The sequence below is a fragment of the Alkalibacterium sp. 20 genome (assembly GCF_001885615.1).
Lineage (GTDB): Bacteria > Bacillota > Bacilli > Lactobacillales > Carnobacteriaceae_A > Alkalibacterium.
This window is the reverse complement of sequence record NZ_LSRN01000045.1, coordinates 69,061-94,922: the sequence shown is the minus strand read 5'-3', so window position 1 is coordinate 94,922 and position 25,862 is coordinate 69,061. Positions and strand designations below refer to the sequence as shown.

The window sequence follows — 25,862 nt, the reverse complement described above, 5'->3', positions numbered from 1 at the left end:
TTTAATAGAAGAGAGCAGTTGACCTTTGATCAAACAACCTGAACTCATCCTAAGTCCCAACTAGGTAAAGTACAGAAGCAGTCAAACAACCTGAACCCCATCTAGATCCCTATTAAGTGCAGTCCAGGAGCAAGGAAACAGTCTGAACTCGACCTAAGCATCAATAAGTCCATTCTTTATTTCCAAAAGATCTTTTAAAATATAAAAAGGAAAATCTGGCACAGCCAGATTGATCTGCATTAAAAAAGCTAAATAAAAAACCCTTGTCGGCTATCAACCGACAAGGGTTTCATTCTTCGTTTATTTTTGAGCTAAGGCTGACTCGGCCGCATGCATCCCAGCTACTCGACCGGTAATGAAGGCGCCGGTGATGTTGTAGCCGCCGGTATAGCCATTGTAATCAAGAATTTCGCCTGTGAAATACAAGTTCTTTTTCTTTTTACTCTCAAGGGTCTTAGGATTCACTTCTTTCGTATGCACGCCACCGCCAGTAACGAAGGCTTTTTCGATCGGCAGTGACCCGTGTACGTCAAAGCGGAAGTCTTTAAGAAAGGCTATGATCGCTTCGACTTCTTTAGGGGTCAATGTCTTGAAAGCATTATCGCTGTCGATAGATTGGTGTTCTAAACCGAACAGAATGTAACGTTCGGGACCGAACTGTTTCAGAACATTTTTAATGCTCTTATCACCGTCGTGCTTTTTCAACTGTTCGAATTTCTGCTTCAATTCTCCTAGGGACTGATCCGGAAGGGAATCGATCGTCATCGTGGCAAAATCGGTCTTGTCGCGTTTCATCGTCTGCAGGACAAACATGGAACAACGCAGCACGGCAGGACCAGAAATGCCTAAATGAGTGAAAATCATATCCATTCGATGCGTGATCACTGATTTGTTTTTCTTGTTTAAAACACTAAGATTGATGTCTCTCAAGGACAACCCTTGCAAGATCCGTCCCTCAATAAAGGATTCATTGGATGTGATCGGTACTTCAGTCGGGTACAATTCTTTGATGGTATGTCCGGCTCTTTTTGCCCATTGATACCCGTCGCCTGTCGAACCGGTCTTAGGCATCGCGCGTCCACCGGTAGACAGGATGACCGAGGTTGCTGTGAATTCACGGCCGTCGATCAGTCTGACTCCCGTCACTTTTTCATCATCATATAAAACGGCATCAACGGGAGCATCGATATGCAAATCGATCTTTAAATCTTCAATAACTTGTTTCAAGGCATCAACGATCGTTCGTGATTTATCGGTTGTCGGGAACATCCGGCCGTGGTCTTCTTCCTTTAAATCGATTCCACGTGATTGAAAGAATTTCATAATATCGTAGTTATCGTACTGATAAAAAGCACTGTACAAGAAGCGTCCGTTTCCCGGGATATGGGCAATGATTTCTTCTTTGTCAAGATTGTTGGTTACATTACAGCGACCATTTCCAGTCACCAGTAGTTTTCGTCCAACAAATTTGTTCTTTTCAATAAGTCCAACAGTAGCGCCATGTTCTGCTGCCGAAATAGCAGCCATCATTCCACTTGTTCCGCCACCGATTACAAGGACATCATAGTGTGTCATTTCAATTTCCTCTTTCCTAAGACTATAGTCACAGCCACTTTAACATAATATTCGGCATTAAACTAGTTAACAAAAAGTGAATTTATTTTACGATTTGTCTTGTATGTAATGGATTACACTCTATAAACTGAAAGAGTACTGGAAAAACAACACCATATATAAACTACTAGGAGGAAGACACATGGGATTCAAAAAAGATTTCTTATGGGGCGGCGCAACAGCGGCTAACCAGCTGGAAGGCGGATATGACGAAGGCGGAAGAGGACTGGCGAATGTGGACGTCGCACCAGTCGGCGAAGATCGTCGGGCTATTATTTCTGGAAAAGTAAAACATTTAGATTTTGATGACGAGCATTTTTACCCTGCCAAAGAAGCGATCGATCATTTTCACCGCTACAAAGAAGACATTGCCCTGTTCGGCGAAATGGGATTCAAAACCTATCGACTGTCTATCGCCTGGACACGCATCTTCCCTAAAGGTGATGAAACAGAACCTAATGAAGACGGACTAAAATTTTATGAAGATTTATTCAAAGAATGTCACAAACACGGCATTGAACCACTGGTTACGATCACGCACTTTGATTGTCCAATGCACCTGATCAAAGAATACGGAGGCTGGCGCAACCGTAAGATGGTCGATTTCTATGGTAACTTGACCCGCACCTTGTTTACTCGCTACAAAGGTTTGGTCAAATACTGGTTGACCTTCAACGAGATCAATATCATTCTGCATGCACCGTTCATGGGTGCCGGCCTGGTGTTCGAAGAAGGCGAAAACAAAAAGCAAGTGATCTATCAAGCGGCTCACCATGAATTAGTATCCAGTGCTCTGGCAACCAAAATCGCCCGTGAAGTGGATCCGGAAATTCAAGTAGGCTGTATGCTGGCTGCAGGTAAGTATTACCCGAACACACCTAACCCGGTAGATGTTCTGGCCGCACAACAAGCAGACAGACAAAATTACTTCTTCATTGATGTTCAATCACGTGGGGAATATCCGGCTTATGCCCTGAAAGAGCTGGAACGTGAAGGCATTGAAATTCCATTTGAAGAAGGCGATAAAGAACTGCTCAAAGAATATACGGTCGACTTTATTTCATTCTCTTACTATTCAAGTTGTGTTGCTTCTGGTGATCCGGAAAATAAAGAGAAATCAGAAGGCAACATCTTCGCATCCGTGAAAAACCCTTATCTTGAAGCAAGTGAGTGGGGATGGCAGATCGATCCACTTGGTATTCGTATCACAATGAACGAGATCTACGATCGCTATCAGAAACCTCTGTTTGTGGTAGAAAATGGTCTCGGCGCTATCGATACGCCGGATGAAAACGGCTATGTCGAAGACGATTACCGTATCGATTATTTATCATCACACATCAAAGCAATGAAGGATGCCGTAGAATTGGATGGCGTAGACTTGATGGGTTATACTTCCTGGGGATGTATCGACTTAGTCAGTGCCGGAACAGGTGAGATGAAGAAACGTTACGGTTACATCTACGTGGATCGTGATAACGAAGGTAACGGAACATTGGAAAGAACACCTAAAAAATCATTCTACTGGTACAAAAATGTTATTGAAACAAACGGTGAAGACTTAAGCAACGAATAGTTGAATATGAATGAAAAGTGCTGTTCCTTTGGGCTGGCGCTTTTTTTCGTGTTCACTTACGCGACTGATCTCATAACGACGAGCAGTTGTTGAGAGATGAAATGAAATACTGTAGAGCATAAAAAATTCAAACTGTATTGTTTGATAAGTCACAAACGTAACCGTATACTTAACGTGAAATCATTACTAAATTAGTCATGTTTTAGAAATTCGAATTATTTATTTCTATCGTTGGGGCATGGAAATTACGGTTTTGATGAATAATAGAAAGCTATCTTACATAAAAGGAGAAATTAAAGGAGGATGTAAAATGTTTGAAAAAATAATGGTTGCGACTGATTTGTCCAAATCTTCATATGCCCTGGTTGAGTGTCTGGATAGTTTGAAAGAATATGGAACAAAAGAGATATTGTTAGCACAATGTTTAAGTATGCAAGAGGTCACGTCTGCTGCCTTGAGTTATTCGACTGTCTTTATGGATAGCATCTTACAGGAACAAAAAGGAATGCTTGAAAAAAAAGGTTTTACTGTAGATACGAGGATCCTCAGTGGTTCAGTGGATAATGAAATGAATGAAATAGCCGAGAAAGAGGGTTATTCAGTTATTGTTGTCGGTGCAGAAAGTGAAAACATGATGAAAGTACGAATGTTTGGCAGTTTCGCCTATGATGTCATTAGATACGCGCAAAAACCTGTTTTATTAATCAGACTTCTTGAAAAAAAGAAAAAAGGTGAAGAAACTGTTGAGGCAATAAACTGTGGCATAGGAGATAGTGTTTTATTTCCGACAGATTTTTCAGAGAATGCGGAATACGCTTTTGATCATTTGAAAAAAATAATAGCTGAAGGTGCAAAAAAAATCACATTGACGCATATCCAGGATGAATCCAAGATCGTCCCTCATCTCAGCGATAAACTTGAGAGATTTAATGAAATCGATGCTAAACGTCTGGAGGACATGAAGCAGACAATCAGCGGTGGTGGAGAGGTTGAAGTAGATACAGTGATACGCTTCGGTTCACCATCTGTTGAAATTTTGAAATTAGTGAAAGAGCGAGACATAAAACTTGTTGTCTTGGGTAGCCAAGGTAGAGGTTTCGTAAAACAATTATTTTTAGGCAGTGTGAGTAACAACGTTGCCAGAAGATCTAGTTCATCAGTTCTACTGATACCAGCTTTTAGGAAATAAAACCGAAGAGATATCAAGTTGATAAAGCCAAGGTTTCATAGTCGATAGGTCTAATAACAAAAAATTATAGGTCTGCTGTGCTCAAACGAGTATAGCAGTCCTATTTATTAGAATGAAAAAAGTGACAGATGAGTGCAGTAACTTGCTACGTAAATCAATAGAGAGCAGGTACTTTTTTGATGCATGATGTCAGCATGAATGTTAAAGTAATAATGCAGGGCAAAAAGGTATTCGCAAAATGTTGGCCTGATCAACGACTATAGATCTAAACAATCTGGAGGATGATTATGAAAAAAATATATTTTTTGTGCACGGGTAATTCATGCCGAAGTCAAATCGCTGAAGGGTATGGTCACAAGTTTTTAGATCCGGCTAAATTTGAAGTGAGAAGTGCCGGGATTGAAGCACATGGGCTGAACCCTAGAGCTATTAAAGTAATGGCCGAGGATGGCATAGATATTACGAAGCAAAATTCAGATATGATTGAGAACGAGTACTTTAATCAAGCTGATTTAATCATCACGCTATGCGGCGACGCCAGGGATAAATGTCCAACTATACCGTCCGGGGTAATCCATGAACACTGGGATCTAGAAGATCCGGCAAAAGCAACCGGGACAGAGGAAGAAATTTTATCAGTGTTCCGTGAAACGAGAGAGACGATCAAAGAAAAAGTAAAAGCAATCAAGTAGGGCTGACGAGTAGAAGAGTCTGTGCCCGAAAAATTGTAAAAAATCTATAGTTTTATTGTGCTGCTCCTTTGAAGTTGGACGAAAAATCTAACAAGAAGGGGTTCTTTTTTTGAAGTATTTAAAAGCATAAAAGATGATAATTAAGGAATAAAACAGTAAACTTGTAAGTGATTACTAATATTATCTAATGTTTTAACGCTAGAAAAAATATAGAAGAGTTGAATGAGCTTAAATTAATCCTAGAGAGGAACCTATTATAATGAAATTAGGCACTGCATTAAAATCTGTGGAGATCATCTCAAAAGATTATCCGAGCCTGAAAACAGACCTGAACGCAATAGAAATCCAAAAAATAGCTTACCATTCCAGTGAAGTGGCACCTGGGACCTTGTTCATTTGTATTCGAGGTTATCACACGGATGGACATAATTATGCGGAAATGGCAGCTGGACATGGTGCTTCAGCGCTTATTGTTGAAAGATACCTGACGGGACTGAAGATCCCCCAAATAAAAGTAACGGACAGTCGTGAAGCCTTAGCGATTATAGCCGGCAATTTTTATGATCAACCTTCCAAAAATCTGCGACTGTTTGGTGTCACTGGTACCAATGGTAAGACAACGATCACCTATATGACTGATGCATTACTTCGCGGTTACGGTCTAGATACGGGTCTTATTGGAACGGTGATGATCAAAAGTAAAGACAGGATCGAAAAAAGTGTATTAACGACACCGGAATCTGCGGATCTGCAAAAGTACTTAGCCAATATGATTGACGAAGGCGTCTCACATGTATCGATGGAAGTGTCATCGTCAGCTCTAGATCTCAAACGTGTTGGTCAAACGCACTTTGATATCGTTGCGTTCACCAACATCAACCACGATCATATCGATCTGCATGGTTCTTTCGAGTCCTATTTCGATGCTAAGGCGTCACTCATACGGGAAGCCTCAAAAGAAAGTGTGGCGCTTCTTAATATTGATGAACCACTGTTGATTCCACTGATAAACCAGACGAAAGCACAAGTCGTGACGTTTGGAATTGAGAACACCTCAGGAACGGTGAATCTGTCAGACATAGATATTTCATCTGGAAAACCCACTTTTACATTCAACCTTACCGAGCCCCTAATTACTTTGAGCGGCAAAAAGATTGATCCATTCTCGTTTGAAATTATACTAACGGTACCTGGCTACCACTCAGTCTACAATGCTACAACGGCCATCTTGACAGCTCTACTGAATGATCTACCTCTTTACTATGTAAAATTAGAAATCGAAAAATTTAAAGGAGTAGAAAGACGCTTTCATGTCCTTTATGATAATGAATTCACCATTATTGATGATTTGCTGCTAAATGAAAATAATATCGATTCATCTATGAAGACAGTAGAAGATCTTAACTATAAATCCTTTCATATCGTCCATGCGATCAGAGGAAATAATGGCCTGAAGTTGAGCAGGCAAAATGCAGAAGTCATGGCTAGGTGGTGCCATAAATTGAACATAGATAAAATAATCTTAACGGCTAGTCGCTTACATGTGAAAGAAAAAGATCGAGTGCTAAAAGAAGAACTGTACACCTTTTTGTATAGTATGGAAAAGGCTCAAATCGAAGTCGATTTCTTTGAAGAACTAGAAGATGCGTTGACATTAGGTCTGAACAGAATGGAACACGGTGATCTCTTTCTCATCTCCGGAGCAAGAGGGATGGATGATGGCGCAAAATTATGTCTGGAGTTACTGATGGAAATGTATCCTTATGTCGATCAGAAAGCAATCAGGGACGTATTAAAGACTAAATTAGTTGGCATGCCTTCACCTGCGGACAGTTGAAGGCTGAAAAAAAGCACCATCAATAGAGAGGTCGTGCTTTGTGAAAATGCAAAAGTTAATTGTGGTTTCGTTTGATAGAAGAAGAATCTGGTGTAGAAAGATGCACCCGGTCATAAACTGAGAGCCAATGTATGATAAAATGGTAACGCGTGTTATTTAAATAATGAGGAGGGGTCGCTTGGTAGCAGTCATGTGGTTTAGAAGAGATTTGAGACTGGAAGACAATGTAGCACTGAAGCATGCCATAGAAGAATCTGATGAGCTGTTTTTATTATTCCATGTGAATCCAGAGCAATTTTTAGGTGAGGGGTCCATTAATCAGTCAGCCTTTTTCAAGAGTGTAGTGATTCTTCAAGAAGAGCTGAAAGAAAAGGGTGCAACTTTACATATTCTTTACGGAGATTTAAAAGATTGTTTTACGAGACTGAAGAAAGAACTCCCGAACTGGTCTGATGTCTATATAAATAGAGATGAGAAAGGATACGGGCTGGAACGAGACAAAGTAGCGGGAGGATTGTTTAAGGAACTAGGCATCAAAGCTCATGGGTATCATGACCATCACCTCCATTCAGCACAGGAAATAAAAACTAATTCCGGAACATATTACAAAGTGTTTACGCCTTACTTTAATAAATGGAAAGAACTGCAGAAACCTCATGTGGTCGATGTGAATTTTGACGCTGAAAAAACAGTCAAACAGCCTGTTTTCATAGAAGACGAGAATCAGTTTGACCAACTGCTTGATAGACAGGTTCATATTGATAATCACCAATCAGGCACTCAAGAAGCCCATAAACGCTTGAATGATTTTGTTGAAAACCATTTAAGTGACTACAAAGAAGCAAGAGATTACCCGTTGAAGGATGCGACGAGTCATCTATCTAAACATTTAAGAGCGGGAGAAATTTCCATTCGAACCGTTTTTGACAGAGTGAATCGGGCGGAAAACTCTTTAGGAAAACACACCTTTATTCAAGAACTGGCATGGAGAGATTTCTACAATGCGATTTATGCCACCCATCCTGACCAAAAAGAAGTCTCTATCAATCCATCTTTCCGCCAGGTGGAATGGGATAATAATGAACAGAATTTCAAAAAATGGAAAGAAGGTCAGACCGGATTCCCGATCGTGGATGCGGCAATGCGACAACTCAATGAAACCGGGTGGATGCATAATCGGTTACGCATGGTAACGGCTTCGTTCCTGACAAAGGATCTACTGACCGACTGGAGATGGGGAGAAAAGTATTTTCAGGAAATGCTGAGTGATTATGATGCAGCCAGCAACATAGGCGGTTGGCAATGGGCCTCCTCAACCGGTGCGGATGGCGTTCCTTACTTTAGAGTGTTCAATCCGACAACACAGTCAGAAAAGTTCGATAAAGATGGCAGTTTCATCAAAAAGTATGTCCCCGAACTTAAACATATCGATAATAAGAAGATACATGAACCGTCAAAACTTACAGCAGAAGAACAAGAAACCTTTGGTGTGGTGATCGGTGAAGATTATCCGGGACCGATCGTCTCGCATAAAAGAAGTCGGGAGCTGGCCATCCAGGCGTTTGAAAACAGCAAAAAGAAAACAGAAAACATGAAAGCTGCAGATCCAAAGTAAAAGTATAATATCAGGTCGATTTGGTTGGTTTTAAATATCGGTCTACAAAACAGAATCAAGCTAGACTGTTTCTAGATTTTTACTATTTGACCTTTACTGACCAATGCGATATAATTTATTTAGATTCAATTCAATATAAAATTATGCTACACTTATTTAGAATCATATTTTAGGAGGAAATTAGATGAATTTAGTACCTACAGTTATCGAACAATCGCCACGTGGTGAACGTGCTTATGACATTTATTCCCGTTTATTGAAAGACCGCATTATTATGTTGGGTGGGCCAGTTGACGATCAAGTCGCTAACTCAATTATAGCCCAGTTATTATTCCTGGATGCACAAGATCCTGAGAAAGACATCTATCTATACATCAATTCTCCAGGAGGAAGCGTTACAGCAGGATTGGCTATCTTTGACACTATGAACTTCATCAAAGCTGATGTTCAAACGATTGCTATCGGTTTAGCAGCTTCTATGGGAAGTTTCTTGCTTGCCGCTGGTGTCAAAGGTAAACGATTTGCTTTACCAAACACTGAAATATTGATTCACCAACCTTTAGGTGGCGCGCAAGGTCAGGCAACTGAAATCGAAATCGCTGCCAGACATATCTTGAAAACAAGAGACCGTTTAAACAAAATTTTGGTTGAACGTACGGGTAACAGTGTAGAAGTAATCGAACGCGACACAGATCGCGACTTCTTCATGACGGCACAAGAAGCAAAAGCATACGGTATCGTAGATGAAATCATGGATAGTACTGCTGATTTAGCTGAATAATTTTTTAATTGAAACGATCTGCTCAACAGAGCAGGTCGTTTTTCTGGCTTACTCATTATAATTTATTGGTGAAGTAAGTAATAATGATAAAGCGTTTGACTGGTCATCTATTTTTTTCGAGAGTATAATTGTAAAAGTAGAGTAATAATGAAGGGAGTGTGTGGATGGATATATCTGTAATCAATAGGAATGCAATTACGACAGAGGGGGGATTTCATTTTGGAGATCCCGAAGCACCTGTCAAAGTTGTTGAATTCATCAATTTAAGATGTCCGTTTTGCAAAATGTGGTGGGAGACCGCTTCAACCGTTTTGGATGAATACGAGAAGAATGGTAAAGTGGAACGAATCGTTAAGCATTTTGATAAAAAGAAGCCCGGACTGGACAAAGGGAATGTTCTGCACAGCTATCTTGATTACGGTGATCCTGAACGAACTCGGGAAGACATCGATTATTATGTGGATCATTTAGATGAATGGGGCAACTTATCCAAAGCGGATATAGCAACCTATGCAGAAGACAAAAGGAATTCAGTAAAGCAGAATAATTCAGACCAATCAGAAGCTATCATTAACGAAACAGAAAAAGTAAATGTCTCGATGGTTCCTACTGTTGTGATAGGTGAGCATATCTTTGATGAGAACATTTCAGAAGATGAATTAAAACAAATTATTGAAGAAGAGTTGTTAAAAAACGGATAAAATAGAGGTTTGGCAGGACCTGAAAAGTCCCGCAAATTTGGGTTGATGGGTTGAATTATGACCCGCATCCTGTTACACTATGAATGAAGTTAAAACAAGAATAGCTGTCCTGATTTAAAAAAGTTGACCAATAGATGCAAAGGAAAGGTGCTTGTGCAAGTATGCTGTCGGTAATCGAAAAAGTTGCGCCAGGAACACTGCACATATTGAAACGGCGGTATTACATTCTGAGTCAAATCCAAAAAGTAGGACCCATTGGACGTCGCGCATTAGCGAATCGTTTGGAGTTCACTGAACGGGTGTTGAGAAAAGAAGTGGATGTTTTACGTAATCAAGGTTTGATTAAATCCTCTTCCCAAGGTATGGAATGTACAACGACAGGTATCACGGTCTTTCATCAACTGGGTAAACTTATGGGACAGCATGTGCAATCACAGGAAAAAGAAGCAAAGTTAGCAAACAAACTAGGTATTCACCATTGTACGATCGTTTTAGGAAATGCCGATGCCGATCAGTCGGGTACCAGTGACATGGCACGAGCCACAACGGAAGTGCTGAACTTTTTACTTCCTGAGGGCAAAACGACAATTGCGGTTATGGGCGGAACGACAATGGTTCAAGTAGCTAAAGCGATGGATCAGCAAATCGGATTAAACCGGGAGTTGCTCTTCGTGCCAGCTAGAGGTGGACTGGGTGAATCTGTAGATATTCAGGCGAATGTCATTGCTGAGAATATGGCAAGACGAACAGGCGGTAAAAGCCGAGCGCTCTATGCGCCGGAGCATGTCAGAAGTGAAACGTATTCTCTGTTGCTCGAAGAACCTGAAATCAAGGAAACGCTCGAAATAGTTGAAAATGCCTCGATTGTTTTGTACAGTATAGGTAACGCGATGGAAATGGCTAAACGCAGAGGAATGAACGATCAGATGTTGAAGCAGCTTGAAGAGTCAAGAGCTGTAGCTGAAGCTTTTGGTGAGTTTATCAATCTGGAGGGTGAGATCGTGTACAAACTTTCTCGCATAGGTTTGCAATCGTCAAAGTTACCGAGTATTCCACATATCGTTGCAGTTGCCGGTGGCAAAAAGAAAGCCAAGGCGATTGAAGCACACATGAAAACTGCTCCTCCGCACACATGGTTAGTGACGGATGAGGCAGCCGCAAATGAGATTTTAAATGGGGGAAACCCTTTAAAATGAAATATATTTAGAATTTAATAGGAGGAAATTATATTATGTCAGTAAAAGTAGCAATTAATGGTTTTGGACGTATTGGTCGTTTGGCTCTTCGTCGTATCTTGGAAATGGATACAGAATTAGAAGTAGTCGCAGTTAACGATTTAACAAGCAACGAAGATCTAGCTTATCTGTTAAAATACGATACAGCTCAAGGTTCTTTCCCTCACGAAATAGAAGTTAAAGAAGATGCTTTAATCGTTGGTGGCAAAGAAATCAAATCATTCGCAGAAAAAGACGCTAAAAACTTGCCATGGGGAGACCTAGGAATCGATATCGTATTAGAATGTACTGGTTTCTATGTTTCTAAAGAAGCTTCACAATCACACGTTGATGCTGGAGCAAAACGCGTATTGATTTCTGCACCTGCTAAAGGCGACTTGAAAACAATCGTTTATGGTGTAAACCATGAAACTATCGAAGCTGATGATAAAATTATCTCTGCAGCTTCATGTACTACAAACTGTTTAGCACCAATGGTCAACGTATTAGACAATGAATATGGTATTGACCATGCTTTAATGAGCACAATCCATGCTTATACTGCTACTCAAGCATTACAAGATTCACCAGGCGGACGTAAAAACCGTGCCGGCGCAGCAAACGCAATCCCAGCTTCAACAGGTGCTGCTAAAGCAGTAGGACTAGTTCTTCCTAATGTTGATGGTAAAATTGACGGTACTGCAGTACGTATCCCAACAATTACTGGTTCAATGGTTGAATTATATTCTGCTTTAGATAAAGAAGTAACTGAAGAACAAGTAAACGCAGCAATGAAAAAATACTCAAGTGATGCATTCTTATACAATGAAGATGACATTGTTTCATCAGACGTAATTGGTGTACCTGCAGGGTCTATCTTTGACGCTACTCAAACTAAAATCATGGGTGGAAAAAATGGTCAAATAGTTAAAACTGTAGCTTGGTATGACAATGAATATGGTTTTACTGGTAACATGGTACGTACTTTAGAATATTTCTCTAGCTTATAATCTCTAGCGTACTGAATATTCTATTACACCTAATCAAACAGAAATAAAATAAAGCGGGGGGAGCAACTACTCTAATATTTATGCGAACAGAACGATGAATGCGTAAGCAGACAATCACACTTGTTCAATCAAATATAGGGGATCGCGCTTCCCCCTTTTTTTTGTAAAAAACGTAAAAAATAAAGAAATTCAGGAGTTAATTTTCATATTCGAAAGGATGGATTCGACTAATGGCAAAGAAAACTGTAAAAGACTTAGAGCTTAAAGGCAAAAAAGTATTAGTTCGTGCTGATTTTAACGTGCCAATGAAAGACGGTAAAATATCTAACGATAACCGCATTCAAGCAGCACTACCAACAATAGAATATGTTTTAGAACAAGGCGGAAAAGCAATTGTCTTTTCTCACTTAGGACGTGTTGCAAGTGATGAAGATAAAGCTGGTTTGTCAATGAAACCTATATCAGAACGTCTAAGCGAATTGTTAGGCAAAGAAGTTAAATTCGTTGCTGAAACACGCGGTGAAGAACTAGAGAACGCTGTAAACAACTTAGCTGACGGCGCAGTCTTGATGTTTGAAAACACACGTTTTGAAGATGTTGATGGTAAAAAAGAAAGCAAAAACGATCCTGAATTAGGTAAATACTGGGCAAGCTTAGGCGACGTCTTTGTTAACGATGCATTCGGAACCGCTCACCGAGCACATGCTTCTAACGTTGGGATTGCTTCTAACGTGGAATCAGCAGCTGGTTTCCTAGTAGAAAAAGAAATCAACTTCATCGGTGGCGCAGTAGATGAACCGAAACGTCCATTTGTGGCTATCTTAGGTGGCGCAAAAGTTTCTGACAAAATTGGCGTTATTGAAAACCTGATTGCTAAAGCTGATAAAGTTCTTGTCGGTGGCGGAATGACTTATACTTTCTATAAAGCATTAGGTAATGATATCGGTAATTCTCTATTAGAAGAAGACAAAGTTTCATTAGCGAAAGAATTAATGGAAAAAGCTGGTGATAAACTTGTTTTACCAGTTGATTCAGTTGTTGCTCCAGAATTTTCAAACGATGCACCAACAGATGTTGTAGGCGAGAATATTCCTGATGGACAAATGGGATTAGACATTGGACCTAAAACGATTGAGCTTTTTGAAAAAGAATTAAAAGGCGCAAAAACAGTTGTCTGGAACGGACCAATGGGCGTATTCGAAATGTCAAACTTTGCTAAAGGAACCGCAGCTGTATGTGAAATCTTAGCTAATTTAGATGATGCAACAACAATCATCGGTGGCGGAGATTCAGCTACAGCAGCACAAGAATTAGGTTTTGAAGATGACTTCAGTCACATTTCAACAGGTGGCGGAGCTTCACTAGAATACCTTGAAGGCAAAGAATTACCAGGAATCGCAGCAATCTCAGACAAGTAATTAAGAAAAGCAAGCCAAGTCGTTCTGATTCCTGTGAAAAATAGGGAATTTAGCCTGAATGAGCATACTGCTCAATGGTTAAATTCATCTTTTGCTCACCGGGAATCAGACTTGGATTGCTAGACAACAAGAAAAGCAAGCCAAGTAAGAAAATGAATAAAATCCAATTGCATCGGGAATCTTAAACCTATAGTGATAGATTCCCAATCAATTGATCATGAACAAAATAAAGCAACAAAAAACGAAAGAGGGATAAAAGAATGCGTAAACCTATTATTGCAGGAAACTGGAAAATGAACAAAACGTCTGTTGAAGCTGCTTCATTTATTGAGGCAGTAGAAGGTAAGATTCCTTCAACTGATAAAGTGGATGCTGTTATTGGCGCACCAAATATTTTTCTTCAAAGTTTAGTCGATTTAACTGCAGGTTCAAATTTAAAAATTGCAGCACAAAATTGCTTCTATGAAGACGAAGGTGCCTTTACAGGAGAAAACAGTCCCAAAGCACTCGCAGACTTAGGCGTAGCTTACGTGATCATCGGACATTCTGAACGTCGTGAATTATTTTTTGAAACAGATGAAATGGTCAATAAAAAAGCACATGCTATCTTTAAAAATGGTATGTTACCAATCATCTGTGTTGGAGAAACACTTGAACAAAAAGAAGCAGGTCAGACAAATGAATTAGTAGCCAACCAAGTGAAAGCTGCTTTAGCAGGTTTATCTGCTGATCAAGTCAAAGAAACAGTTGTCGCTTATGAACCAATCTGGGCAATCGGAACAGGTAAAACAGCGACTTCAAAAGATGCAAATGACACAATTGCTATCATACGTCAGACCATTGCAGGCTTGTATTCTCAAGATGTGGCTGATGCTGTACGTATGCAATATGGTGGTTCAGTTAAACCAGCTAACATTAAAGAATTAATGGCGCAACCAGATGTCGATGGTGCGTTAGTTGGAGGAGCAAGTTTAGAAGCTGAGTCTTTCTTACAATTATTGGAGGCGGCTGAATAAATGAGTAAAGCACCTGTAGCCATCATTATTTTAGACGGATTTGGATGGCGTGAAGAAGAATACGGTAATGCCGTAGCACAAGCAAACAAACCAAATTTTGATCGTTACTGGAACGAGTTTCCACACAATACGATGTTAGCTTCTGGATTAGCCGTTGGGTTACCAGAAGGCCAAATGGGTAACTCCGAAGTTGGCCACACCAATATTGGTGCTGGACGCGTGGTATACCAAAGCATCACACGTATCGACAAAGCAATCAAAGATGGCGAATTTGCTACGAATGAAGCCTTAAATAACGCAATCAACCACGTGAATGAACATGATTCTTCCTTACACTTATTTGGTCTTGTATCAGATGGTGGGGTTCACAGTCATCAACGTCATTTAACAGCTTTAGTCGAAGCTGCCAAAGATAAAGGCGTCGAAAGAGTTTATATCCATGCCTTTACAGATGGTCGTGACGTTGCACCGGATTCAGGCGTGCGCTTCATCGAAGAATTACAGGATATTGTCAAAGATTTAGGCGTTGGAGAAATTGCAACGATCTCAGGTCGTTTCTATGCAATGGACAGAGATAACCGCTGGCCACGTGTGAATCGTGCCTATGACGCTATTTTCCATGGTGAAGGTGTCAAAGCAACGGATCCTGTTCAAGCAATGAAAGACAGCTACGCTGATGAAAAAATGGACGAGTTCGTTGCACCTGTCGTGATTCAAAAAGACGGCAAACCCGTTGCAACAGTTAAAGATAACGATGCCGTTCTGTTCTTCAACTTCCGACCTGACCGTGCGATCGAATTATCTCGCGCATTGACTGAGCCTGATTTTGACGAATTTGACAGAGGCGAAACACCATCAAACGTGAAATTTATAACGTTCACTCAGTATACTGCTCAGATGGACGCTGAAGTCATGTTCCCACCTATATTCTTGAAAAATGTATTAGGTCAAGTATTGGCTGACAACGATTTGACGCAATTGCGAATCGCTGAAACAGAAAAATACCCACACGTGACATTCTTCATGAATGGTGGAACTAATGACGAATTTCCTGGTGAAAAACGTATCCTGATCCCATCACCAAAAGTTGAAACATATGACTTGAAACCGGAAATGAGTGCGTATGAAGTAACAGATGCCTTGCTTGAAGATATCAAAAATGATGTTCACGATGCTATCATCTTAAACTACGCTAACCCGGACATGGTTGGACATTCAGGCATGCTGGAACCTACCATCAAAGCGATTGAAGTAGTAGATGAAAACTTAGGACGCCTGGTTGACTTGATTCATGAAAAAGGCGGTTCAGCGATTATCTTTGCCGATCACGGTAATGCAGATACTGAACTGACGCCGGAAGGCAAACCACACACAGCACATACAACTGTACCCGTGCCTGTTATCGTAACGAAAAAAGGTGCCACTTTACGCACCGACGGTAAACTAGCTGATGTGGCTCCAACAATGTTAGATTTACTTGGAGTAAACAAACCTGAAGAAATGACAGGCGAAAGCTTGATCCAGAAAGACTAATCATATTGATTTTAGATTGTTCTTTGAAAAAAGAACAAGTAAAATAAACTAAACAACTTGTTTCCCGGCAAAATGCCGGGGAATAAGAAAACCCAAAGGAGAGTATTATCAATGCCATTTATTACAGATGTAATTGCACGCGAAGTTTTAGATTCACGCGGAAATCCAACAATCGAAGTCGAAGTTTTCACAGAATCAGGTGCTTTTGGACGCGGTATGGTGCCTTCAGGCGCTTCTACTGGTGAACACGAAGCAGTAGAACTACGTGACGGCGACAAAGACCGTTATCTAGGTAAAGGTGTAACTAAAGCTGTCGACAACGTTAATGATACAATCGCTGACGCTGTTATCGGTATGGACGTTCGTGACCAAATGGGTATCGACCAAACGTTGATCGACTTAGACGGTACACCAAACAAAAGTAAATTAGGTGCGAACGCAATTCTGGGCGTGTCTATCGCTGTTGCACGCGCTGCCGCAGATTATCTTGACTTACCACTTTACAGATATTTGGGTGGAACAAACACTAAAGTATTACCAACACCAATGATGAACATCGTCAATGGCGGATCACATTCAGATGCACCTATTGCATTCCAAGAGTTCATGATTTTACCAGTTGGAGCACCAACATTCAAAGAAGCTCTACGTTGGGGTGCTGAAATCTTCCACTCATTGAAAGGTATCTTGAAAGAACGCGGACTGGAAACTTCAGTTGGTGACGAAGGTGGATTTGCTCCTCGTTTCAACGGAACAGAAGACGGCGTAGAAACAATTCTTGAAGCTATTAAAAAAGCTGGTCTAGAACCTGGTAAAGATGTCTATCTAGGATTTGACTGTGCCGCTGCAGAATTCTACGAAGACGGCATTTATAACTATGCTAAATTCGAAGGCGAAAATGGCGCAAAACGTACTGCTGCACAACAAGTTGATTACCTTGAAGAATTAGTAAATAAATACCCAATCATCTCTATTGAAGACGGCATGGATGAAAACGACTGGGACGGTTTCAAACTATTAACTGAACGTTTAGGCGACAGAGTTCAATTAGTAGGGGACGATCTATTCGTTACCAATACTGAAATCTTAGACCGTGGTATTAAAAACGGTGTATGTAACTCAATCTTGATCAAAGTTAACCAAATCGGTACAATGACAGAAACATTCAATGCTATCGAAATGGCTAAAAAAGCTGGATATACAGCAGTCGTATCTCACCGTTCTGGTGAAACAGAAGATTCAACAATCTCTGATATCGCTGTTGCAACAAATGCTGGACAAATCAAAACTGGTTCATTAAGCCGTACAGACCGTATTGCTAAATACAACCAATTACTAAGAATCGAACACCAATTAGGTGACGCAGCAGTTTACGAAGGCATGCAAGCTTTCTATAACTTAGCTAACAAATAATTCTTAATTGAATAGGAGCTCTCATGCCAGATGCATATGGCATGAGAGCTTTTTTTTTTTGAAATGATGAAACTGACCCACATGGGTCAGTTTCTACTTTCTTGAGTGATAAAAAGAGGCAAGCCTTTCTGAAATCAAGTGTAGTTATTATAGAAATCTTTTTTGGTACGTCATATGGGTTAACAAAGGTCTTATTAGTGCCGACTCGGTGCTTGTTAATGTCGGGTAGTCAGTAGGGCATTTTTTAGTGGTCACTTGGTTAAAGAAAGTATTTGAGCTGGCAGTATTGGTGTCAACTAGTGACTACTCATGCCTAAATGTTACGCGAGCTAGCGTTTTTAGACCTCGGTAGTGACCACTCATATAACAGAGGATCTGGAGTGGGAAGTACAGCACCCTTGTAGTGACCGCTCGCTAAACACTGACCTGTCGGCTGGTCACTACAAGGGGCTAAGTGACCAGCCAGCATTTTTTGACTTCTGAGTGGACGCTATCAGCCTAATAAAGTCCAACTCTGAAAGCTAGACTCATTCAGTGGTCACTAAATATCACCCAAGGTATCACTCAGTAAAAAACTATTACTCAGTAATCACCAATTCTCAATATGAATTTCACTTACGACTTAAATCATTTCTATTTAAAGATTGAATCGCATAAATCTCTTTTTTTTAAGAAATTTTGAAAATAGTTCTCGAATAAAACTGGAAATAATCTCGCACTTGTGCTATATTATACCGTAGGAGAACTGTAGAAGGAGGTTACGTTTTATGTATGATATTTTACTTGCTATTATGCTTGGATTATCTGTATTCATTATCATTGTCATCGCTATGCAGCCGACAAAGACACAAAGTGCATCTAATGCGTTTATGGGCGGTGCAAGCCAATTATTCGGAAAACAAAAAGCACGTGGGTTTGAAGCGGTGCTCATTAAAACGACCATTGTGAGTTTGATACTCTTTTTCGTTTTGACTTTAACCTTAAGCCAATTATTTTAAACTATAAATGACTAGGTAGTACTCTTGTTGATCTTTAACTTACACGAGCGAAAGCTTTTGTAGTGAAGAATTCAAGAGTGCTTTTTTGTTTCGAGATAATATGCGAATGCTGTTTCGGTATAAAAATGTCACAATTTAGGGTAAAATGGAGGAGAGGCTGAAGGAGGATTTTTTAGTGGACAATCAATCATTGTTTTATGAAAGCGGGAAACGCGCAGTCATCTTGTTCCATGCTTTTACAAGCACGCCAAAAGACGTTTTAGGTTTGGGACGAGCATTAGAGCGAGCTGATTACACCGTTTACGCCCCAGTCTTTTCTGGACACGGCACTGGAGACTTGGACGACTTATTGGACTACAAGATCGATGACTGGATGAAAGATGGCGAAGAAGCGGTAACGTTTCTTAAAAGCAAAGGATACGAAGAAATTGCTGTCTTTGGACTCTCTTTAGGTGGTGTCGTCGCTACCCATTTACTCTTAAGTGAAGAGTCTATTATCGGCGGCGGAACATTTTCTGCACCGGTAGTCACGAAATATGACACCAATGTCCCGGATAGTTTCCTGCCATGGTATAAGAATGTGAAGCGAGAAGAAGGCTATGGCCCAGAGGAACTCGCCGGTTTAATGACTAAAGCGGAAGTGCAATTAAAAGAAATGTTTGCAGATTTAACTGAACATGTCGCTGCTATGGAAACAGAGTACGCGTCACTCAGTAAGAAAATATTTATTGCGCAAGGTGGAAAAGATGAACTCATCAAACCAGACACAGCGCGGCTGTTTAGAGAAGCACTGAGTCAGGCCGAAGTGTCAACGCAATTGTATGAAGAAGGACAACACGTTATAACAACAGGAAGTGTAGGGAAAGAATTACAGACGCATGTCTTGACATTCTTATCCTCACTTGACTGGAATGGAGGAATAAAATGAGTAATGAAAAAGAAAGCAGTTTAAAAAAAGACATACTTGAATACATGAAAGAACAAGATCAAAAAGCGATGGAAGTTAGCAAGATCAGTGAAGGTTTGAATCTTTCTGGAGCGGATGACTTTAGAAAGGTAGTCAAAGCTATTGCTGAATTGGAAAGAGAAGATAAGGTTGTCCTTCTGCAAAATGGACAGTTCAGATTAAAAGCAGCCGCAGCGTCTATGACTGGCCGGTTTAGCGGTACTGACCGTGGGTTTGGCTTTGTAACGCTTGAAGAATTTGAGCAGGATATCTTTATTCCGCCTAACGATACCCTATCAGCTTTGAATGGAGATACCGTTAAAGTTGTAGTGACTCAAGAAGCGTTACCGCAAAAAGATAAAGGCCCCGCAGGTAGAATCATCGAAGTCATTGAACGTGGCACAGAGCACATCTTTGGAGAATTTCATGCTTATAATGATGAAGAAGTAAAAGAGAAGAACCTCTATGGTTACGTGAAGCCTAAAAATCAGAAAATGCCTGATTTGATGGTCCAAATTGAAACTGAAGGGATCCGTCCTGTCGAAGGAAGTATCGTTCAAGTAGAAATAACGGACTTTGCACACAATGGCGAAATGAATCATTTAAGCGGTATTGTATCGAAAACACTTGGACACAAAGATGAACCGGGTATTGAAATCTTGACCGTGGTTCATAAATATGATATTCCAAGCGAATTTCCGGAAGAAGTCTTAGATGAAGCAGAAAATGTTCCGGATATGATAGATGAAGAAGATATCAAAGGACGTACCGATTTGCGCGACGAAATGATCATTACCATCGATGGTGCGGATGCGAAGGATTTAGACGATGCGATACAAGTGAAACGCCTGGATAATGGCAATTACTATTTAGGGGTCCATATTGCGGATGTCAGCCATTACGTCACGGAAAACAGCGCAATGGATGTCGAAGCCTTGAATCGCGGAACGAGTGTGTATTTAACTGACCGTGTCATTCCGATGATACCTCAGCGCTTATCCAATGGTATCTGTTCGCTTAATCCGAACGTAGACCGACTAACGTTAAGTTGTGAAATGGAAATCGACAAAGCCGGTGAAATAGTGGATTATACCGTTTCATCAAGTGTCATTAATTCCAAATACCGTATGACCTATAAAGGTGTCAACGGGATTTTAGATGACGATGATCAAGATCTTAAACAGGAATACAGCGAAATCCTTGAGATGCTTGGAGAAATGCGAACACTGCACAATATATTATTGAAAAAACGTGAAGCACGTGGATCGATAGACTTTGATACGCGTGAAGCGAAAATTGAAGTTGATCCTACAGGTTTCCCTGTGGATATCATACTCAGAGAAACAGGTGTGGGTGAACGACTCATTGAATCGTTCATGCTGTCTGCAAACGAAACAGTATCTGAACATTTCGCTAAACAGGATTTACCTATATTATATCGTATACATGATAAACCCGATGAAGGAAAAATGCAGCGCTTTATAGAATTTGTGTCAAGCTTTGGCATTAAAGTCAACGGTCTAAAAGAATCAATTACTCCAAAAAAATTGCAAGATATACTAGATAAAGTAGACGGTAAGCCGGAAGCAGGCGTCATCAGCATGCTGCTGCTTCGTTCGATGCAACAAGCGAAATACGATGTTGTTCCGATCGGGCACTATGGTTTGGCTGCAGAGTATTATTCTCACTTTACGTCGCCGATCAGACGTTACCCTGACTTGATCCTGCATCGACTCATTCATTATTATGAAGACGAAGGAACAGGCCAGAAAGCGAAAGACCGCTGGAACGCTCTCTTGCCAGAAATTGCTGAACGTAGCTCAGTGACAGAACGTCGCGCAGTAAGTGCCGAACGTGAAACGGATGAAATGAAAAAAGCCGAGTATATGTCTACTAAGATTGGTGAAAAATTCGAAGGCGTAATCACATCGGTTACAGGCTTTGGCTTGTTCGTTCAGTTGGAAAACTCTGTGGAAGGACTCGTCCACATTTCCAACATGAAGGATGACTATTATGAATTTAACGAGCGCGAGCTCTTGCTCGTCGGTCAGCGATCAGGTAATATCTTTAGAATCGGAAAAGCAATTGAAATCGTCGTAACAAAAGCCGATAAAGAATCTTATGATATCGACTTTGGTTTAGTCGAAGACGAAAAAGCAAAAGAAAAACGCATCAAAGATAACATAGCGAGAAGAGCACGCAACAAAGACAAAGGTGACAAGAAAAAACGCTTTAGAAAAGGGAAATCTAAAGATGATAAAGGTGACAAAGGGAGTCGTAAAGCGAAAAAACCCAATAAATAATAGGGAGGAATCATATGCCAAAAGGAGAAGGCAAGCTGATTGCTCAAAATAGGAAAGCACGGTACGAATATTCTATTCTTGATACGGTTGAAGCGGGCATCGTCCTGCAGGGAACCGAAATCAAATCGATTCGAGCCGGCCGGATCAACCTGAAAGACGGCTATGCGAGCATTCATAATGGCGAAATATTTTTATATAATGTGCATATCGCTCCGTTTGAACAAGGTAATCAGTTCAATCATGACCCAGTACGCGTTCGCAAACTGCTTATGAAGAAAAAGCAGATCGACAAACTTGCCGTCGAAGTGAAACAAGGTGGCGTGACGTTGATTCCTTTGAAAGTGTATATCAAAAATGGCTTTGCTAAAGTTCTCATTGGTTTAGCTAAAGGGAAGAAACAATACGATAAACGTGAATCATTGAAACGTCGCGATCAGGACCGTGATCTAAGACGAGCTGTCAAAGACAACTATCAATAGGAAAAGGTTGGGACTATTGTCCCAGCCTTTTTTGTTGATGGAAAACTTTGGTTTAATAAGAAAACCGGTAATATTTGAGTGTGATTCGGTAAGTACAGAATGGATTTTGTTCTCTAGATGTCGAAGTCAGCCTAGTTCGTCACTTTGAGTGAGTGAGTTTCAGGCTACTTACCGAATATCCTGTTCATTCGGTAAGTAGCCTGAAACAAGGTGTCTGTAATCGCCGAAGACGCCCTCGTTCGGTTGTTTAGAGTACACAAACATTCTCAAAGTGTCGAATGAGGTACACCTTCGGTAAGTAGAGCGAGACCTCTCGATACAAACGACCGAATGTTTTCAATCGAACTGCATTTCCGACTATAACCAAAGGTATTCTTTTAAATTTGAACAAAAAATATAATGCTGTTTATAATAGACCAAAAGCTTTTTAAAAATTAACTAATTAATCGCTAAATATCCAGGACTTTGTTAGAATGAAAGAAGAAGAAGATGAATGAAGGAGAGGAATTAAATGTCTGAAAAGGGTGTCACTATTTATTTTGTCCGTCATGGAGAAACATATTTTAATTCTTACGGCAGAATGCAAGGGTGGAGTAATACACCACTAACAGAAAATGGGAAAGACGATGTACGACGTTGCGGACGTGGACTGGCTGATACAAAGTTCAATGCAGTCTATACGAGCGATTTATCACGTACTCAAGAGACAGCCAGAATCATATTGGAAGAAAACGGTCAATTAGAAACTCTTAATATGATTCAAATGCCAGAATTTAGAGAAGTTTTCTTTGGTTCCATGGAGGGCATGTTTGGTTCTGAAGCTTACGACAAAGTCAGGGAATATTTAGGCTACGAAACGAAGCAGGAAATGTTTAAAAATACAGATGTTCCAGAACGAATGGATGCCTTTCGCGCCGTTGATCCTGAAGGACATGCGGAAGATTTCATGATGTTCTGGTCACGCGTTGAAAAGGGCTTGCTTAAGTTAATCGATCGCCACCGTGATACAGGCGAGAAAATATTACTCGTTGCTCATGGCGGAACGATTCGCTATATTTTACAAAATTTTGTTCCTGATTTGGATGATACTAAGGCATTACTTAATGTCAGCGTCTCTGTTGCTAAATATCAAGACGGCTCATTTCATCTTGAACGTTATAATGACGTGTCACATTTTAAAGATGCTGAATAATTAGACTGAAAAGGTTAAACTCTTACATTGCGGTAAGCTTTTTCTTGTCTTAGAGAGAAAAGCTGTGATGTGAGAGTTTTATTATATACTTATAAAATAAAAAATAGATACTACTAAATTGATGATAATGATTATAAAAACATTAAAATATTGTTAGTGTATTTTCATGAGATTTTCTGAAAACATTTTTTGCTATGTGATATAATGAGCTTGCAAAATAAAAAAATGAGCTATCAAGCTTTAAATAAGGAGAAAAAACATGATAGATAATGAACAATATACTTTTAAAGATTATTCAAATAAGGTACTTGCGGGTACCGCTAGCGGGATCGTCATTGGTTTAATTGCTAATGCCATCTTAGGAGGAATTTTTAAAGCTTTAATTCCTTATGCTTCAATCTTTGTAACTTTAGCAATGGTTGTTTCCACCATGCAGTTCTTAACACCTGCTTTAATCGGGGTATTGGTTGGGATGCAATTCAAGCTGAATCCTATGCAGAGTGTCATTATTGGTGCTGCTACATTTCTAGGTTCAGGTGCATACGCTGTTACAGAAGCGGGTATTACACTAGTAGGCATTGGTGACCTAGTCAACGTTATGCTTATAGCTGGATTAGCCGTCTTCGTCACTCGCTTTTTAGAAGGAAAATTAGGATCTCTAACTTTGATTTTACTTCCTATTATTGTTGGTGCTGGTGTAGGGACAGTTGGTGTACTTACTTTACCGTATGTCAGTCTAGTAACTACAACAATCGGAAATATCATTAATACCTTCACGCTGCTACAACCATTGTTGATGGCCATACTCATCGCTGTTGCCTTCTCTATCCTTATTATTTCACCGATTTCTACAGTAGCAATCGGCATAGCAATCGGGATATCAGGATTGGGCGCAGGAGCTGCTGCTATTGGAGTGACAGCTTGTACAGCAGTATTGGTAGTCGGCTCTAGAAGAGTGAATCAAAAAGGAACAACGTTGGCCATTCTTTTAGGAGCAATGAAAATGATGATGCCGAACCTTGTCAGACATCCGAGAATCGTAGTGCCAATTATTGTCAATGCTATTCTATCTGGTACCGGTGCGTATCTGTTCAGTATTCATGGTTTACCACAAACAGCAGGATTTGGAATCGTCGGCTTGGTTGGTCCGATTCAAGCAATCAATATGGGATCAGCACTTTGGATGGTAATCATGGCATACTTTGTCATTCCATTTGGTGGAGCAGTATTAGTAGATTTATTATTCAACAAAGTACTGAAAATTTACGAACATGAGATTTTTGAATTTTTACCAGCAACAAATTAAACACAAAAGGGGATAAGATTTATGAAAATAGCAATTGCAGGATCAGGAGCATTAGGGTGCGGATTTGGTTATCATTTACAAAAAAGTGGCGAAGACGTGACATTACTAGATAATTGGGAACAACATATCCAAGTAATCTCTGAAAACGGGTTAACCATTACGGTTAATGGCGTTGAAGATAATCAAGCAATGAAGATTTGTAAACCTAATGAATTTAATGAAGAAATGGATGCCATTTTTGTTTTCACAAAATCAATGGGATTAAAATCAATGATGAAAAGTATTGAGCACATCATAGGTAAAGATACTAAAATCATTTGTTTGTTAAACGGCTTAGGTCATTTACAAACACTGGAAGCATTTGTAGATAAAAAGAATATTATCATGGGTACGACAGTATGGACGGCTGGTATCGATGCTCCCGGAATTACACACTTTGATGGACAAGGACCGGTTGAACTACAAAATAGTGTTCCTGAGGAAAAAGATGGAGCATTACAAATAGTCGATATTCTGAAAAAAAGCGGTTTATACGGAGTGTATAGTGACAACGTCAACTATACAACTTGGCGTAAAGCGTGTGTCAACGGCACAATGAATGCCTTGTGCGCATTGCTAGATTCGAATATCGAAGAAGTATTCGCGACTTCAACAATTGATTCAATGTTATCAGGAATCGTAACAGAATTTGCTACATTAGCCAAACGTCAGGATGATATCAACCTTGACGTTGAAGAAACAATTACCTATCTTAAAGCATTAGCTGAAAAAGTAGGGGCTCATTATCCATCTATGCATCAGGACTTGGCAAATAAGAGACCAACTGAAATAGACTTTTTAAATGGTTCAGTAGCTGAAGCTTCAAAAAGACTTAATCTTGAAGCACCTTATTGTCAAAACATTACGGACCTGATCCATGCCAAAGAAGATATTTTAGGTATTAAAAGAGCAACAAAATAATAAAAATATTTAGTTAAGAGTTAAAAATACGATAAAAGACACACCTATTTCAATTAAATAGGTGTGTCT

21 protein-coding genes are annotated in these 25,862 nt (G+C 40.0%); 20 read left to right on the top strand and 1 reads right to left on the bottom strand.

Annotation, left to right across the window (positions count from 1 at the left end; translation table 11 throughout):
- Positions 1-300: 300 nt before the first annotated feature.
- Positions 301-1,575 carry an NAD(P)/FAD-dependent oxidoreductase gene (locus AX762_RS08445; protein ID WP_071848703.1) on the bottom strand — a complete coding sequence of 425 codons (1,275 nt, stop codon included), beginning with the start codon at positions 1,573-1,575 and terminating at the stop codon, positions 301-303.
- 181 nt (positions 1,576-1,756) lie between these two features.
- On the opposite strand from AX762_RS08445, the gene AX762_RS08440 reads away from it, so the two are divergent.
- The 20 genes from AX762_RS08440 (at position 1,757) to AX762_RS08345 (ending at position 25,793) form a co-directional block, all read left to right on the top strand.
- On the top strand, positions 1,757-3,190 hold the full coding sequence (locus tag AX762_RS08440; RefSeq protein ID WP_071848702.1) for a 6-phospho-beta-glucosidase: 1,434 nt from the start codon (positions 1,757-1,759) through the stop codon (positions 3,188-3,190).
- A gap of 310 nt (positions 3,191-3,500) precedes the next feature.
- Positions 3,501-4,379 carry a universal stress protein gene (locus AX762_RS08435; RefSeq protein ID WP_071848701.1) on the top strand — a complete coding sequence of 293 codons (879 nt, stop codon included), beginning with the start codon at positions 3,501-3,503 and terminating at the stop codon, positions 4,377-4,379.
- Positions 4,380-4,666: 287 nt separating this feature from the next.
- On the top strand, positions 4,667-5,071 hold the full coding sequence (gene arsC, locus AX762_RS08430) for an arsenate reductase (thioredoxin) (protein WP_071848700.1): 405 nt from the start codon (positions 4,667-4,669) through the stop codon (positions 5,069-5,071).
- 259 nt (positions 5,072-5,330) lie between these two features.
- Positions 5,331-6,908, top strand: coding sequence for a Mur ligase family protein (locus tag AX762_RS08425; RefSeq protein ID WP_071848699.1), 1,578 nt, complete (start codon positions 5,331-5,333; stop codon positions 6,906-6,908).
- A gap of 178 nt (positions 6,909-7,086) precedes the next feature.
- The gene (locus AX762_RS08420) at positions 7,087-8,523 is read left to right on the top strand and encodes a deoxyribodipyrimidine photo-lyase (RefSeq protein WP_143139331.1); all 1,437 of its coding nucleotides are present in this window, start codon (positions 7,087-7,089) and stop codon (positions 8,521-8,523) included.
- A 184-nt stretch (positions 8,524-8,707) separates the two neighbouring features.
- A complete protein-coding gene (gene clpP, locus AX762_RS08415) occupies positions 8,708-9,304 on the top strand; it encodes an ATP-dependent Clp endopeptidase proteolytic subunit ClpP (protein ID WP_071848697.1) in 597 nt (198 codons plus the stop codon).
- 164 nt (positions 9,305-9,468) lie between these two features.
- Entirely contained in the window at positions 9,469-10,005 is a 537-nt protein-coding gene (locus tag AX762_RS08410; protein WP_071848696.1) for a thioredoxin domain-containing protein, read from the top strand.
- 134 nt (positions 10,006-10,139) lie between these two features.
- Positions 10,140-11,201, top strand: coding sequence for a sugar-binding transcriptional regulator (locus tag AX762_RS08405; protein WP_071848695.1), 1,062 nt, complete (start codon positions 10,140-10,142; stop codon positions 11,199-11,201).
- Positions 11,202-11,236: 35 nt separating this feature from the next.
- On the top strand, positions 11,237-12,229 hold the full coding sequence (gene gap, locus AX762_RS08400) for a type I glyceraldehyde-3-phosphate dehydrogenase (protein WP_071848694.1): 993 nt from the start codon (positions 11,237-11,239) through the stop codon (positions 12,227-12,229).
- Between the two features lie 230 nt (positions 12,230-12,459).
- Complete coding sequence (gene pgk, locus AX762_RS08395; protein ID WP_071848693.1) at positions 12,460-13,647, top strand: phosphoglycerate kinase; 1,188 nt, start codon at positions 12,460-12,462, stop codon at positions 13,645-13,647.
- 260 nt (positions 13,648-13,907) lie between these two features.
- Complete coding sequence (gene tpiA / locus AX762_RS08390) at positions 13,908-14,663, top strand: triose-phosphate isomerase (RefSeq protein WP_071848692.1); 756 nt, start codon at positions 13,908-13,910, stop codon at positions 14,661-14,663.
- The gene (gpmI, locus tag AX762_RS08385) at positions 14,664-16,196 is read left to right on the top strand and encodes a 2,3-bisphosphoglycerate-independent phosphoglycerate mutase (protein WP_071848691.1); all 1,533 of its coding nucleotides are present in this window, start codon (positions 14,664-14,666) and stop codon (positions 16,194-16,196) included. It abuts the gene before it with no gap.
- A 111-nt stretch (positions 16,197-16,307) separates the two neighbouring features.
- Positions 16,308-17,609 (top strand): phosphopyruvate hydratase, encoded by a 1,302-nt coding sequence (gene eno / locus AX762_RS08380; protein WP_071848690.1) that lies wholly within the window; start codon positions 16,308-16,310, stop codon positions 17,607-17,609.
- 767 nt (positions 17,610-18,376) lie between these two features.
- A complete protein-coding gene (gene secG, locus AX762_RS08375) occupies positions 18,377-18,607 on the top strand; it encodes a preprotein translocase subunit SecG (protein ID WP_071848689.1) in 231 nt (76 codons plus the stop codon).
- 175 nt (positions 18,608-18,782) lie between these two features.
- Positions 18,783-19,535: a carboxylesterase gene (locus tag AX762_RS08370; RefSeq protein ID WP_177244076.1), complete on the top strand. Its 753-nt coding sequence runs from the start codon at positions 18,783-18,785 to the stop codon at positions 19,533-19,535.
- Positions 19,532-21,856 carry a ribonuclease R gene (gene rnr / locus AX762_RS08365; RefSeq protein WP_071848688.1) on the top strand — a complete coding sequence of 775 codons (2,325 nt, stop codon included), beginning with the start codon at positions 19,532-19,534 and terminating at the stop codon, positions 21,854-21,856. Before AX762_RS08370 ends, rnr begins: the two co-directional genes overlap by 4 nt.
- 14 nt (positions 21,857-21,870) lie before the next feature.
- On the top strand, positions 21,871-22,335 hold the full coding sequence (gene smpB / locus AX762_RS08360) for an SsrA-binding protein SmpB (RefSeq protein WP_071848687.1): 465 nt from the start codon (positions 21,871-21,873) through the stop codon (positions 22,333-22,335).
- Positions 22,336-22,846: 511 nt separating this feature from the next.
- Positions 22,847-23,527: a histidine phosphatase family protein gene (locus tag AX762_RS08355; RefSeq protein ID WP_071848686.1), complete on the top strand. Its 681-nt coding sequence runs from the start codon at positions 22,847-22,849 to the stop codon at positions 23,525-23,527.
- A 259-nt stretch (positions 23,528-23,786) separates the two neighbouring features.
- Positions 23,787-24,833: a PTS sugar transporter subunit IIC gene (locus AX762_RS08350; RefSeq protein ID WP_177244075.1), complete on the top strand. Its 1,047-nt coding sequence runs from the start codon at positions 23,787-23,789 to the stop codon at positions 24,831-24,833.
- Positions 24,834-24,854: 21 nt separating this feature from the next.
- The gene (locus tag AX762_RS08345) at positions 24,855-25,793 is read left to right on the top strand and encodes a 2-dehydropantoate 2-reductase (RefSeq protein WP_071848684.1); all 939 of its coding nucleotides are present in this window, start codon (positions 24,855-24,857) and stop codon (positions 25,791-25,793) included.
- The last annotated feature ends 69 nt before the right edge of the window (positions 25,794-25,862 follow it).

Bases quoted from the DNA above. Each gene is read 5' to 3' on its own strand.
- AX762_RS08410 (WP_071848696.1), top strand. From the start codon at position 9,469: ATGGATATATCTGTAATCAATAGGAATGCAATTACGACAGAGGGGGGA.
- AX762_RS08425 (WP_071848699.1), top strand. From the start codon at position 5,331: ATGAAATTAGGCACTGCATTAAAATCTGTGGAGATCATCTCAAAAGAT.
- clpP (WP_071848697.1), top strand. From the start codon at position 8,708: ATGAATTTAGTACCTACAGTTATCGAACAATCGCCACGTGGTGAACGT.
- AX762_RS08435 (WP_071848701.1), top strand. From the start codon at position 3,501: ATGTTTGAAAAAATAATGGTTGCGACTGATTTGTCCAAATCTTCATAT.
- AX762_RS08355 (WP_071848686.1), top strand. From the start codon at position 22,847: ATGTCTGAAAAGGGTGTCACTATTTATTTTGTCCGTCATGGAGAAACA.
- smpB (WP_071848687.1), top strand. From the start codon at position 21,871: ATGCCAAAAGGAGAAGGCAAGCTGATTGCTCAAAATAGGAAAGCACGG.
- secG (WP_071848689.1), top strand. From the start codon at position 18,377: ATGTATGATATTTTACTTGCTATTATGCTTGGATTATCTGTATTCATT.
- AX762_RS08405 (WP_071848695.1), top strand. From the start codon at position 10,140: ATGCAAAGGAAAGGTGCTTGTGCAAGTATGCTGTCGGTAATCGAAAAA.
- AX762_RS08445 (WP_071848703.1), bottom strand. From the start codon at position 1,575: ATGACACACTATGATGTCCTTGTAATCGGTGGCGGAACAAGTGGAATG.
- AX762_RS08345 (WP_071848684.1), top strand. From the start codon at position 24,855: ATGAAAATAGCAATTGCAGGATCAGGAGCATTAGGGTGCGGATTTGGT.
- AX762_RS08440 (WP_071848702.1), top strand. From the start codon at position 1,757: ATGGGATTCAAAAAAGATTTCTTATGGGGCGGCGCAACAGCGGCTAAC.
- gpmI (WP_071848691.1), top strand. From the start codon at position 14,664: ATGAGTAAAGCACCTGTAGCCATCATTATTTTAGACGGATTTGGATGG.
- AX762_RS08350 (WP_177244075.1), top strand. From the start codon at position 23,787: ATGATAGATAATGAACAATATACTTTTAAAGATTATTCAAATAAGGTA.
- gap (WP_071848694.1), top strand. From the start codon at position 11,237: ATGTCAGTAAAAGTAGCAATTAATGGTTTTGGACGTATTGGTCGTTTG.
- tpiA (WP_071848692.1), top strand. From the start codon at position 13,908: ATGCGTAAACCTATTATTGCAGGAAACTGGAAAATGAACAAAACGTCT.
- eno (WP_071848690.1), top strand. From the start codon at position 16,308: ATGCCATTTATTACAGATGTAATTGCACGCGAAGTTTTAGATTCACGC.
- pgk (WP_071848693.1), top strand. From the start codon at position 12,460: ATGGCAAAGAAAACTGTAAAAGACTTAGAGCTTAAAGGCAAAAAAGTA.
- arsC (WP_071848700.1), top strand. From the start codon at position 4,667: ATGAAAAAAATATATTTTTTGTGCACGGGTAATTCATGCCGAAGTCAA.
- rnr (WP_071848688.1), top strand. From the start codon at position 19,532: ATGAGTAATGAAAAAGAAAGCAGTTTAAAAAAAGACATACTTGAATAC.